Source organism: Psychrobacillus sp. FJAT-21963, from assembly GCF_001420585.1.
Lineage (GTDB): Bacteria > Bacillota > Bacilli > Bacillales_A > Planococcaceae > Psychrobacillus.
The window spans coordinates 57,604-70,931 of the sequence record NZ_LJIY01000009.1; the positions used below are offsets into that span (position 1 = coordinate 57,604).

Sequence of the window (13,328 nt, forward strand, 5' to 3'; positions counted from 1 at the left end):
TAATTGCGACTATTCCATTTTTGATTGATTTTTCGAGGTATTTCAATCTTTTTTCACAGATTTCGGCTAGAATGGTTAAAAAGGAGGCGAATTCTTGAGAAAAATAATAGGTTTATTCTTTTTATGTGGAATGCTGTCAGCCTGTTCAGATAAAACATTTCCACCCATTGATTCGTCTACGGATTTTGTAGCAAGCTTAAACACATTGGAGCCATCTATTCAATTTATTTCAAAAAATCTAGAATTGATAGAAACTTGGGAGTTGGATAAGCCATATACGGGATTTACACATGTCTCAGATGATTACATATTTTTGTATGGTTACACATTAGAAGAAGCAGAACTTTTACAAATTTCTACGGGAAAACTTATTGCAACTTACCCTGTCCATGAAGGAGCTACCTTTGCATATGCAGTTAAAGAAACTATATATGTTGCAAATGGGAAGGAAAATACGGTTACTTCATATGATGTAAAAGGGAATGAAATTGCTAAAGCTGATACTGGTCGGTATCCGATGTCGATGATTGCAGATCATAACAATTTGTACGTTATTAATTTCAAAGACACGATATTGTCTGTCTACAATATAAATGATTTAAAATTAGTTACTACTTGGGAAATACCTACATCCTCCCACGGACTACATTTGGTTGATAACGAGCTTTGGGTTGGTGGACATGGTGCAGGAAGCCAGGCAAATAAAGTTATTAGCAAGTACAATATACAGAGCGGAGAACTGCAGGGAGAAATGGAAGCACCAATGATGCCTATAGATTTTGCGGATGCGTCAGATGGATTCGTTTATGCTGTTAGTCATGGTAATAATTATGTTTATAAATTCACTAAAGGAGGAGAACTGGTTTCTTCTATTAAAGTTGGAGCCAATCCTTTCTCTATTACATCTTTTGGCGAAAGCCTTGTAGTAGCAGGTTATGACGATCATCAAGTTTACTTCTTACAAAATGGAGAAGTAATAAAGAAGGTTTCAGTTGGTAAAGGGCCTTTTCAACTGATTAAGAGGGAGGCAAGTAAATGACGACTATATTAGTTGTAGATGACGAACAGGATATGCGAAAACTAGTTGAAATGCATTTACAAAAGGCTGGCCTCCAAGTAATCCAAGCTGAAAATGGAAATCAAGCAATCGAATTTCTACAAAGTACAGAAATCGATCTTATTCTCTTAGATGTTATGATGCCTGAAAAGGATGGGTTTGCTGTTTGTGAAGAGATTCGTCAGTTTTCTGAAGTTCCTATTATTTTCTTAACAGCGCTTGATGCAAAGAGCGATTTAGTAAAAGGACTACAGCTTGGTGGAGATGATTATGTTGTAAAGCCATTCACGGCAATGGAGTTAACTGCTAGAATCAATGCAATACTTAGAAGAACTGGATATTCCTCGAATAATGATATTATAACAAAGGGAATATTAGTAAATGACATTGTGGGGAGACAACTCAAGAGAGATGGTTTTAAAATTGTCCTTACTTTGAAAGAATATGAACTCATCTATTTATTCATGGAGAATGAAGGAAAAGTTTTCTCTAGGGAGCAGTTGCTAGAATTGCTTTGGGGTATACAGTATGAAGGTGGTACACGCACTGTTGATACGCATATAAAAACGCTTCGTCTGAAACTCGGTGAAGTTGCTGGGAAATACATTGATACAGTTTGGGGAATAGGATATCGTTTTGAGGTTAAAGAATGAAAAAGTTATCCTTTAAAATTTGGATGCTGTTGCTTGTCTTTATTGCTACTACCATTGTTTTCTTAGTCGTATTTACAAATTTTTTATATGAGGAGCTGTATGTGCAACATACGGAGAACTCTATGAAAGAGGTTGCAGAAAATTTACATCGTACATATGATGGTGGAGTTGTCTCAGACGAATTTATTAAACAAACAGAAGAGTATAATCGTTTTTCGAATATAGAAGCTTTTACTGTTCGAAATCCGAGGGAATTGAGTGCATGCGTTCCTTTCGATATCGATTATGACAGTTTAATAGGAGCAGAGGAAAGAGCAGAACTGCTTGCCGGTAATTCAGTTACGAAAAGAGGGTTTGAAAGTAGATTTGATCGAGAAGTTGTATCGGTTATTTACCCTCTTGTCGATGAAAATCGGTTAGAAGGAATTATTTATTTATATGTACCATTAACAAAAATAACCGAAATGGCTTCTAAAGATGTTGTCTTTTTGATTGGGATTGTTTCTTTACTGTTAATAGGAATGGCTTATATTAGCCTAAAAAGTCTACAGAAAGTGTTAACACCATTGGCAAGGTTAAAAGAAGCAGCTCTTTCGATGGCAGGCGGAAATTATACTACTCGAGTGAATGTGGAGTCTCAAGATGAGATTGGTGAGCTCGCTCAAACCTTTAACCAAATGGCTGCTTCTATACAGGAGGAAGATGAAAAAAAACGAGATTTCCTTTCAATTGTTTCGCATGAATTAAGAACACCAATTAGTTATATAAAAGGTTATGGAGAGGCTTTTGAACAAAAGCTTATACCAGAAGAGAAACAAGAAGAAATTTATAAACTAATCGTTCGAGAGGCAGATCGCATGCAAAAGTTAACGAATGATTTGCTAACCGTTGCTAGAGCAGAAAACGATGAAGATGTCGAGACTGGACCGATTGTTTTAGCGGAAGCCATTCGTGAAGTAATTCACCTCGTACAATCTAACGCTTATGAAAAAGAAATATCATTTATTGTAACGGTTGATGAAGATACCATATTAAATGTGGATGAACCGAAAACAAAACAAATTTTGATAAATGTTTTGGAAAATGCGATTCACTATTCGCCAAACCGGTCCAGTATAAGCATTAGCAATAAAACGACAAAAAAGGATACGACAATTGAAATAAAGGATGAAGGATGTGGTATGGAAAAAGAGCATTTAGCTCATATTACGGAGCGTTTTTACCGCGTGAATAAAGCAAGAAGTCGTTCAGACGGGGGCACAGGATTAGGACTTTCCATTGCCTCCCAATTAGTTGCTATTCAAAAAGGAAAGCTAGAATTTACTAGTGAAGTTGGAAAAGGAACGACGGTATACATTACATTACCTATTTGGGAGGATTCATTCGAATGAAAAATATTTTAGCTATACTTGCATTAGTAACTTTAACGTTAGTAGGTTGTTCTTCTAAAGATACAACACATGACGAAGGTTCACATAATGAAGGTACTTTAGAAGAGGTTGTAGTAGATATTCAAACAGAAGAGACATTACCTGTTGGAGAGGAAATCACACTTTCAGCAAAAGTTACTCAAGGCGAGGAGGCTGTTAACGATGCGGATAAAGTGGAGTTTGAAGTATGGGAGTCTGGGATGCGCGACCAAAGTGAAATGTTAGAAGGTACTTTCACGAAAGACGGTGTTTACGAAGCTAATTATACTTTTGATCATGATGGTGTCTATTATATGTTTGCCCATACAACAGCACGTGGCCTTCATGTTATGCCGAAACAAGAATTAAAGGTCGGAAATCCTGACATGAGTAAAGTGAAACCAGACGACAGTGATGATTCTATGCATCACGAATAAATACTTGCTAAAAAAACAAAATGAGTGTATTATATTGACTAGATGACCGATTTGGTTTTCTAGTCAATTTTTCTTTAGGGGTGAAATCGATGGATCGGAAGCAGGAAATACTAACAGCAGCAACGAAATCTTTTTCGCTTTTCGGTTATAAAGCTACAACAATGGATCAAATCGCCAAAATTGCAAACGTTGGAAAAGGAACTATTTATACATTTTTCGAAAACAAAGAAGTCCTTTTTCAAGAAATTGTCCTTCAAATGATAGCAGAAATGAAACATGAGGCAACGAAAGCGATTAAAGAGGATGGTTCGTTTCAGGAAAATGCTCACGCGGCGTTGATGAAGATGTTGGAGTTTAGAGAAACACATCAGCTATTTGTAAAAATAATAGATGAAGAAAAAGAATTACGAACACCTACCGTTCAACAAGTAGTCCAACAAGTGGAACAAGCAATAGTTTCGTTTGTGAAAGAAAAGATTGATAAATATATAGAAAGAGGAGAAATTCGACAAGTTAATAGTGAACTTGTAGCATATTTACTATTAAAAACGTATCTTGCTCTCGTGAATGATTGGAACATAACTCATGACCAATCTTTATCGGAAGATGAAATTTCAACTATTATTCAAGATACTTTCTTTCGTAGTCTCTTAAATTGAGACTCCTTTTTTTGAAGAAAAATGACCGAATGAACATTTTGGTCAATTAGTTTTGGAGGGGTAAAAATGATAAAAGCAGAATGGAAAGCAATCTTTAAAAACCGGAAAGTATTGGTTTCAATTATTGCGGTGTTATTTATACCAGTTTTGTATGCGGGCATGTTTTTATGGGCATTTTGGGATCCTTATGCAAAATTGAGCGATCTACCAGTGGCTATTATCAATAGCGATGAAGGGGCAGATTATAACGGGACGAAACTGGCTCTAGGAGAAACATTAACGGATAAACTGATAGATAGTGAACAGTTTAATTTTGAATCTGTCTCCAAGAAGGAAGCAGAACAAGGATTATTAGATCAAGATTATTATTTACTAATTGAAATACCAAGTAATTTTTCACAGCATGCAACAACATTATTAGAGGAACAACCAGAAAAAATGGTTATTACGTATAAAGCGAATGAAGGATATAACTTTTTAGCATCACAAATTGGTAACTCTGCAATGGAACAAATTCGTGCACAAGTGAATGAAGAAGTTACGACTACTTATGCGGAACAACTATTTTCTTCTATTAACAAACTTGGTGATGGATTCGCTGAAGCATCAGACGGAGCAGGTCAATTAAAAGACGGTGCATCTGAACTTAACGATGGAGCAAGTGATTTAAAAGGTTATTTAGAGCAACTTGCAAGCAGTACAATAGAGCTTCGTGATGGAACTACTACAGTTAATTCAGGAATACAAACTGCTGCCGAAGGTTCTACCCAATTAAATACTGGTCTCTCTCAATTGTCTGATGGCTCAACACAACTTGCAGATGGGGCAAGTCAAGCCGCAACAGGAGCTGGGTCATTACAAACAGGTATTCAGCAGTACACAGAAGGAGTAGCAAAGCTAAATGAAAGTTATCAATTATTAAGTGAGAAAGACAAAACTTTGTTAGCATCATTAGCCCAACTACAAAATAGTTCTGCAAATTTAAATGATAGTGCTACCCAATTAGCACAAGGGTCGACAAATGTAACAGCTGGGATACAAGCATTATCCAAACAACTGGAACAACTAAGTGCCGCATTACCAGAAGAACAGTCAACTGCATTAAAGGAATCACTGAAACAGCTGGAGACTGGTAGTTCAACTGTATCAGCAGGGTTAGAAAAATTAACAAGTGGTACAGCCGCTTTGGAGAGTGGAACAGCTAAAGTGCATGATGGAGCTGAACAACTAAGTGCTGGTTATTCACAGGCACAACAAGGTATATCAAAACTAAATGATTCTTCTTCTGCGTTAGTTGAAGGCTCAACTAGTCTATCCACAGGTACAAGTACGTTAGCAGCAAAAATGAAAGAGCTTCAATCCGGAATACAACAAGCTTATACTGGTTCAAATAGTTTGGTTAGTGGCTTAAATCAATTAGCAGCTGGGTCCACACAACTACAAACTGGAACCGGAACACTGGCAGAAAAATCTGGTGAACTAGCAGCTGGCTCTACAAAACTAGCAGATGGAACAAAAGCTTTGGTCGATGGTACAAATACACTGCAATCTAGCCTTAAAGACGCTAGTAAAGAAGTGGGAGACGTAAGTGCCACAGATGATACATTCAATATGGTTGCCGCTCCTGTTGAAGTAAAAACAGAAGAAGTGAATGCAGTTCCAAACTATGGAACAGGATTTACACCATATTTCTTATCACTTGGTTTATTTGTTGGTGCGTTACTAATCTCCATTGTATTCCCATTCGTACAACCTGCTATTACGCCTTCTAGTGGAGCGAAATGGTTTACAAGTAAGGTTACCGTTCTTGCCGCTGTTGGAATTATCCAATCGCTTATTGTTGTTCTAATTGCATTATTTGCATTAAAACTAGAAACTCAAAGCATAGGATTGTTCATTTTAACTGCAATCATCACTAGCTTTACTTTCTTAGCGATGATTCAATTGTTCGTTTCTGTATTCAGTGATCCAGGAAGATTTTTAGCGATAATTGTGTTAATTCTTCAGTTAACAACTAGCGCTGGAACATTCCCATTAGAGTTACTTCCTGAGCCATTACAATTTTTCAACAAATTATTACCAATGACTTATTCAGTTCAAGCATTTAAAGCGTCTATTTCTTCGGGCGATGTTAGTCAAATTTGGTTTAATAATAGTGTGTTAATTGGTTTCATGGTTGCTTGCTTGGCATTAACATTTGGTTATTTCATGTTATTGTTTTCAAAACGACATTCCAAACAAACAGCTAAAGCATAATATTCAATGCCTATCCAACATAAGGATAGGCATTTTTTATATATGATAAATATCTGAAGCTTACCCCTCGCTTTTTGACCGAACCCCATTGATTTCCGTTCCAGACGGACGCTTTCCGCCGGCATGGCTTCAGCCGCTTCCCTCGCTAAGCTCAGTCCAGGGTCTTCAGCTCATGTTATTCCGGCTGGAGTCGCCGCCTTCCACTTCAATCAACTATTATCCGCTATTCAATAAAAAAACATTATGCCATTAATTGAGTTTTTATCACTTAGATTTTTACAATTAGTATTTATAGAAAATCGTTGGAAAAGGCGACAATCTTGCGGGAATAGCGTTAGTCGAAGACCCCGCATTGAGGGGAAGGCAATCTAAGTTCGCCGCATCCTGCTCCTGCGCAAAGCTCGTCGCAAAAAACAATGCTCCTGCGCAAAGCTCGTCGCAAAAGAACTTTTGCGGCAACGATTGCATGACCAACATCGTGTTGGCCTAGGAGGCTAAGACAACGCCCGCGGAAAGGAAGCCGTTTCAACGATTTTCTTATTTTTTGCACGAAAAAAAGCCAGCTAGAATGGGGAATAATCTAGCTGGCATTTCAAAAAAATTAAATGGAATTACAATTATCACATTGATTACCATAGCACTCATGCTGCTCTTCAATTGTTTCACCGCATGTAGCACATTTTTTCTCAGGCAGGTTACGGAAAAATTCAATTACGTTTTCTAACATAGTTGTTCCACCTCCATCTGTTATATAACTGTTTAAGTTAAATTGATTGTAATATAACACAGAATCATTTGTCAACACATTCCGCAGTTTTTTGTTAAAATAGGTCTAAAGGAGAGATGATCATGTATTTTATTGATAATAAAGGAATAACAGACCCACGAATTAACCTTGCAATTGAAGAGTATGCTTTAAAAACAATGGATGTTGAAAAGGATTCTTTTCTTCTGTTTTACATAAATCAGCCTTCCATTATCATTGGGAGAAATCAAAATACAGTGGAAGAAATTAATACAGACTTTGTAGAGAAAAATGGAATTATACCTGTTCGCAGACTTTCGGGTGGAGGTGCAGTGTATCATGACCTAGGGAATCTAAACTATAGTTTTTTAACAAAAGATGACGGGGATAGCTTCCGCAATTTTAAAAAATTTACACAACCAGTTATAGATGCACTTGGTAAAATGGGTGTGACTGCTGAGCTTTCTGGAAGAAATGATATTTTGGCAGAAGGAAAAAAAATATCTGGTAATGCACAATATTCTACGCGTGGAAGAATGTTCAGCCATGGTACTTTAATGTTCGATACAGAAATTGATGCAGTTGTATCTGCGTTAAAGGTAAGTAAAGAAAAAATTGAGTCTAAAGGAATCAAATCAATTCGTAGCCGCGTAACAAACATTTCTGATTTAATGGAAAACACGATGACAATTGAACAGTTTCGCTCAGAAATTCTTGCCTCTATTTTTGGTGGAGCAGAGAATGTACAATATTGGGAACTTACAGAAGAAGATTGGAAAAACATTCATAAGCTTTCAGAAGAACGCTATCAACAATGGGATTGGAATTACGGTAAATCACCTAAATTTAATATAAAACACTCCCACCGTTTCCCAACAGGAGGAGTCGACGTTCGATTAGAAGTAAATAAAGGTATTATGGAAGAAGTGAAAATCTATGGTGATTTCTTTGGTGTCGGTGATATGGAAGAAGTAGAAAAACTATTAGTCGGTAAACTATATAGTAAACAAGCTATAGAAGAGGCACTTGAACCAATCGACGTTCCAAAGTACTTTGGCGGTATTTCAAAAGAAGAATTAGTACAGCTTATCTATTAATAATATTTGAAGAGTCTAACATATTAAGTATGTTAGGCTTTTTTACATTTTAAAATTGGCTTACTTCATCATATGAAAGATAACTACACTAATCTATGGCATTCGCACTGGCAACGCAAACGCATTAATTTTTTTAATTAGTATTTATTGAAAGTCGTTGAAAAAGGCGACACTCCTGCGGGAATAGCGTTAGCCGAAGACCCCGCAATTGAGGGGAAGGCAATCTAAGTTCGCAGCATCCTGCTCCTGCGCAAAGCTCGTCGCAAAAGAACTTTTGCGGCAACGATTGCATGACCAACATCGTGTTGGCCAAGGAGGCTAAGGCAACGCCGCTGAAAGGGAGCCGTTTCAATGATTTTCTTATTTATCGGACAACATTATTTAGTAAAGTCAAATTCTATAAATGTTAAAAACCATCATTTTTAGTTATCAGAGCATACATTTTAAAATGGAATTTATACAATTTAATTACAGTCTATTCTTCAAGCTCGCTGTCGCTTTTCTTTATGATATGATAGAGGGAGATTGCTTGTTGAGGAGGATTCAAGTGACGGAACATCGTGTTTTAGTAGTAGAGGATGATCGTAAAATCGCTGCATTACTTGCAGATACTTTACGTAAATACCATTATGAGGTACATACCATTCAAGATTTCGACAACATTATCGAGGAGTTTCAAATTTTTGATCCTCATCTTATATTATTAGACGTAAATTTACCTTCATATGATGGGTATTATTGGTGCCGACAGCTTCGCCAATATACAACTTGCCCGATAATTTTTGTTTCCGCAAGATCAGGGGAAATGGATCAAGTGTTTGCACTTGAAAATGGAGGAGATGATTTTATAACGAAACCTTTTCATTATGAAATCGTCCTTGCGAAAATACGTAGTCATTTAAGAAGAACTTATGGTGAATATGCAGCGAAGCAGGAAGAGCGAATTGTAAAAGTAGGAAAGTTGCAGCTATTTTTAGAAAGAATGGAACTGCATACTCCTTCTGAAGAAATACCTTTGCAAAAGAAGGAATGTACGATATTAGATTTGCTTATGAGAAGTTATCCAAAACTTGTAACAAGAGAAAAATTGCTTGAGGATTTATGGGATGACCAATCGTTTGTTGATGAAAACACCTTAAATGTTAATATGACTCGAGTTCGGAAAAAGCTTGCTGATTACAAGGTAACATCGACAATTGAAACGGTTCGAGGAGCGGGCTATCGATTGATAGTTAGTCCGGAGGAATCTTAAGATGTTTCGTTTATTTATGCGTGAACATTTAATCTTTCTAATCTTTCAGTTTTTATTAGTATTATTTATTATGCTCTTATATTGGCTAGATGGCTTTCGTAACGTAGATACAGCAATCTATTCAATTGTTATTAGTAGTATATTGACGATTACCTTTTTAGGGACATTATTTGTTAAAAAATATTCTTTTTATAAAAAGATTCTTTCTGTACCAACAAAGATTGAGGTTGTACTCCAAAAAGAAGCCCAATCCCCAGAGATTAAACAGGTGGAATTGTATTTGCAGCATATTTACCGATTGTATCAAAAAGAAGTGCAACTATTATATGCAAGGCAAAATAGGCATTTGCAATTTATGAATAGTTGGGTTCATCAGATGAAAACTCCTATTTCTGTTTTAGAACTTATGATACAGGAAAAAGAAGTGATAGATTCATTAAGTGTGTCGGAAGAAACAGATCGACTAAAAAGAGGGTTAGAGGCTGTTTTGATGAATGCAAGGCTTGATACTTTCGAAGAGGATATGCAAATAGAACAAGTTGATTTAAAACAATTAGTTACGCAAGTTGTGACAGAGAATAAACGCTTATTCATTGGTAATCATGTGTTTCCTGTCATTTCAATTGAGGAAAATTGTATGATTACGACGGATAGAAAATGGATTCATTTTGTTATTGCTCAGTTTTTGACGAACGCAGTGAAGTATACATTTGAGAAAAATAAGAAGGTATATTTTGAAACGACCAAAAAAGACCATAAGATTATATTCTCCGTTCGGGATGAAGGGATTGGAATACCGGCTTCAGATATAAAAAGGGTGACAAAAGCATTTTTTACTGGAGAAAATGGGAGAAAAACAGGCGAATCTACTGGAATGGGCTTATACTTGGCCCAAGAAATTTGCAATCGTTTAGGGCATGAAATGATAATATCTACTGCAGTAGGAGAAGGCACGACTGTCTCTATCATGTTTAAACAGCAGGAACAAGAAGAACGGAGCGAGAATGATGTCGATATTATTACTGGAAGAAGTGACGAAAGTCTATGAAGGAAAGGTAGCCCATCTTGCTATCAATCAATTGAGTTTTGAAGTAGAAAAAGGAGAATTCCTTGCCGTAATGGGCCCTTCTGGTAGTGGGAAAACTACATTGCTGAATATTATCTCTACAATCGACCGTCCAACTTCAGGAAACATTTTAATCGATGGAACAGATCCTCTTCAACTTGCAAAGAATGATTTATCACTATTTAGAAGAAGACAGCTTGGTTTTGTATTTCAAGACTTTAATTTGCTTCCAGCATTAACAGTGGAAGAAAATATGGTTTTACCTTTAACGCTTGACGGACAACCTGTTGAAGTGATGAAACAGAGGGTAGAGGAAATTGCGAAGCATTTAGACTTATCAGCGATATTAGAAAAAAGACCAACCGAAATTTCAGGAGGACAAGCTCAGAGAACTGCTATTGGACGTGCTCTCATACATGAACCTGGCATCATCCTAGCAGATGAGCCGACTGGAAATTTAGATTCAAAATCAGCAAAGGACGTACTAGAAATACTCACACAAGTAAATAAAAAAAGTAAAACAACGATTATCATGGTAACACATGATCCAATAGCAGCAAGTTATTGTGATCGTGTTCTATTTATAAAAGACGGAGAATATTTTAACGAAATATATAAAGATGACCGAAGACAAACATTTTTCCAGCGCATACTAAATATTTTGTCTTTATTGGGTGGAAATGTAAATGACCTTTCAACAATTCGCTTATCATAATGTAATTCGAAATAGTCGTGTGTATGCTGCCTTCTTTATGGCAAGTATTTTCTCCGTAATGGTGTTTTTTATTTATTCCATGTTGATGTTTCATCCGAATATTGAGGATAAATTCTTAAGAGATATTGCATTTGGTGGAATGCTTATTGCAGAAATTATCCTCATTATTTTTACATTGTTCTTTTTGTTTTATTCGATGAGTGCCTTCCTACAGGCTAGATCTAAAGAGTTCGGGCTATTATTAAATTTAGGTATGGAAAAATCACAATTAAATCGTTTGGTTTTCTTAGAAACAATGATTCTAGGAGCTATATCTATAACGGTGGGGATTTTTTGGGGTTTTGCCTTTTCTAAGTTTTTCTTTATGGTTATTCGAGAATTGTTTCTTTTAGATAGTCTACCTCTTTATTTATCTTGGAAGCCATTTACGCTAACAATCGTTGTTTTTTTATCCTTATTTATCATTATTTCGATCAGCGGTGTTGTTTTCATTCGTAAAAAAGAAATTATTCAATTGCTTAAAGGATATTGGAAAGCTGATGAGCAAGTAGCGTATGCAAAGTGGAAAGCGATTTTGGGATTAGTTTTGCTGCTTACTGCCTATAGTCTAGTTCTACTTTCTCTCTTTAAGATGACCTTTTGGATTACGTTTGTCATCATTATCCTTGCAATTGTAGGTACTTACTTGTTTTTCACTGATAGTATGTTGTATATAATAAACCAAATTCGCAAAAGAAAATCCTTTTACTGGCGTCCTTTTCATTTAATTGTTTTTGCGGATGGATCGATTAAAATTCGAGAAAATGCACGTATGTTTTTTGTCGTAACAATCGTATCAACTATCGCTTTTTTGTCAGTGGGAGTTGTTACATCTTTTACTTCCTTTACTGCACAATATCGTGAATTAAATCCGATTAGTATTTTTTACTCCAGTGATTGGGATAATCCTTTTGAGAAAGAACATATTATGAAGCTATCCCAAGAGCTTCAAAGAGAAAATTTATCGTATGAGCTAGTGAAATTTAATGTGAAGGAGCAAACTTCTTCCAGTTCACAAGAAGTAGTGAATGTGATAAAAGAATCTGAAGTAAATAGCTTGGCGCTTTCATTAAAAATACCTTTAGTTGATTTGACTCAAGGGGAAGCGATATTAGTACCAAACACTCAGGAGGACATAGGAAATCTTAGCCCCCAAGAGGAACAAACTGTGTTAGAAGAAAGCAGTGTACCTATTCATATAATCGGGGAATTCGAACATTATATATTCCCTTCATTAGCAATCAATCAGCGAACAATAATTATTAGCGATGAAGATTTTCAGTTAGTGACAGAGCCTCTGTCCGGCTATGGACTGAAAGAATCTAGGACAACCTTTTATGCCTTTCATGTTCCAGAATGGCTAAGAACAAAGGAAGTAGGAGCAGATATTGATAGAATAATGGTGGAGTCAATGGGTACTTCAAAGGTAAATCCAAATCCATTTTATTTTGTTAATCCAGGTTTAAATTATTCCATCATACGTGCAACATTTTCATTGTTACTATTTACGGGATTACTTGTAGCAGCAGTATTGTTACTTGCAGCGGGAAGCTTTGTGTATTTTAAATTGTATACCGATTTAGAGAGAGATAAGAAACAGTATGATGTCCTTCGAAGAATGGGTGTAACCGATCATGAACTAGTAAAAATCGTTAATAGGCAATTGATTCCACAATTCTTTTTACCTTGGGGACTTGCCATGGTGCATAGTACATTTTCGTTTATTTACCTACAGGCAGTGTGGGTAGATTTAGCAGCAGTTTCTATCGCGAAAGAAATGCTTTTCGTTTTAATCGCATTCACTGTGATTCAAGTAGCTTATTTTTACTTAATTCGATGGAGATATATAGCCCATATTCAAGCGTATTGACCAAAAAGCATCATGCTACTATGATGCTTTTTTTGTAATCTTTGATCTTTAATTTTTATTGAATTATCAAAAC

Annotated in this window: 12 protein-coding genes; 11 read left to right on the forward strand and 1 reads right to left on the reverse strand. The window is 36.1% G+C overall.

Annotation, left to right across the window (positions count from 1 at the left end):
* Nucleotides 1–94 precede the first annotated feature (94 nt).
* The 6 genes from AN959_RS16875 (at nt 95) to AN959_RS16900 (ending at nt 6,471) form a co-directional block, all read left to right on the forward strand.
* Nucleotides 95–1,039, forward strand: coding sequence for a YncE family protein (locus AN959_RS16875; protein ID WP_056832462.1), 945 nt, complete (start codon nt 95–97; stop codon nt 1,037–1,039).
* On the forward strand, nt 1,036–1,710 hold the full coding sequence (locus AN959_RS16880; RefSeq protein WP_056832464.1) for a response regulator transcription factor: 675 nt from the start codon (nt 1,036–1,038) through the stop codon (nt 1,708–1,710). Before AN959_RS16875 ends, AN959_RS16880 begins: the two co-directional genes overlap by 4 nt.
* Nucleotides 1,707–3,101: a cell wall metabolism sensor histidine kinase WalK gene (locus AN959_RS16885; protein ID WP_056832466.1), complete on the forward strand. Its 1,395-nt coding sequence runs from the start codon at nt 1,707–1,709 to the stop codon at nt 3,099–3,101. The genes AN959_RS16880 and AN959_RS16885 overlap by 4 nt, the downstream gene beginning before the upstream one ends.
* Entirely contained in the window at nt 3,098–3,556 is a 459-nt protein-coding gene (locus AN959_RS16890) for a FixH family protein (protein WP_056832468.1), read from the forward strand. Before AN959_RS16885 ends, AN959_RS16890 begins: the two co-directional genes overlap by 4 nt.
* A gap of 89 nt (nt 3,557–3,645) precedes the next feature.
* Nucleotides 3,646–4,215: a TetR/AcrR family transcriptional regulator gene (locus AN959_RS16895; RefSeq protein ID WP_056832470.1), complete on the forward strand. Its 570-nt coding sequence runs from the start codon at nt 3,646–3,648 to the stop codon at nt 4,213–4,215.
* A 66-nt stretch (nt 4,216–4,281) separates the two neighbouring features.
* Nucleotides 4,282–6,471: a YhgE/Pip domain-containing protein gene (locus AN959_RS16900; protein ID WP_056832472.1), complete on the forward strand. Its 2,190-nt coding sequence runs from the start codon at nt 4,282–4,284 to the stop codon at nt 6,469–6,471.
* A gap of 601 nt (nt 6,472–7,072) precedes the next feature.
* Here AN959_RS16900 and yhfH read toward each other — a convergent pair.
* A complete protein-coding gene (yhfH, locus tag AN959_RS20820; RefSeq protein ID WP_082355136.1) occupies nt 7,073–7,198 on the reverse strand; it encodes a protein YhfH in 126 nt (41 codons plus the stop codon).
* Between the two features lie 122 nt (nt 7,199–7,320).
* Here yhfH and AN959_RS16905 point away from each other — a divergent pair, with 122 nt between their 5' ends.
* From AN959_RS16905 to AN959_RS16925, 5 genes are all read left to right on the forward strand, one after another.
* Nucleotides 7,321–8,313: a lipoate--protein ligase gene (locus AN959_RS16905; protein ID WP_056832474.1), complete on the forward strand. Its 993-nt coding sequence runs from the start codon at nt 7,321–7,323 to the stop codon at nt 8,311–8,313.
* 511 nt (nt 8,314–8,824) lie between these two features.
* On the forward strand, nt 8,825–9,565 hold the full coding sequence (locus tag AN959_RS16910) for a response regulator transcription factor (RefSeq protein WP_172794408.1): 741 nt from the start codon (nt 8,825–8,827) through the stop codon (nt 9,563–9,565).
* A 1-nt stretch (nt 9,566) separates the two neighbouring features.
* The gene (locus tag AN959_RS16915) at nt 9,567–10,613 is read left to right on the forward strand and encodes a HAMP domain-containing sensor histidine kinase (protein ID WP_056832476.1); all 1,047 of its coding nucleotides are present in this window, start codon (nt 9,567–9,569) and stop codon (nt 10,611–10,613) included.
* A complete protein-coding gene (locus tag AN959_RS16920; protein ID WP_056832478.1) occupies nt 10,573–11,346 on the forward strand; it encodes an ABC transporter ATP-binding protein in 774 nt (257 codons plus the stop codon). The genes AN959_RS16915 and AN959_RS16920 overlap by 41 nt, the downstream gene beginning before the upstream one ends.
* Nucleotides 11,318–13,255: an FtsX-like permease family protein gene (locus AN959_RS16925; protein ID WP_056832480.1), complete on the forward strand. Its 1,938-nt coding sequence runs from the start codon at nt 11,318–11,320 to the stop codon at nt 13,253–13,255. Before AN959_RS16920 ends, AN959_RS16925 begins: the two co-directional genes overlap by 29 nt.
* Nucleotides 13,256–13,328: the final 73 nt, after the last annotated feature.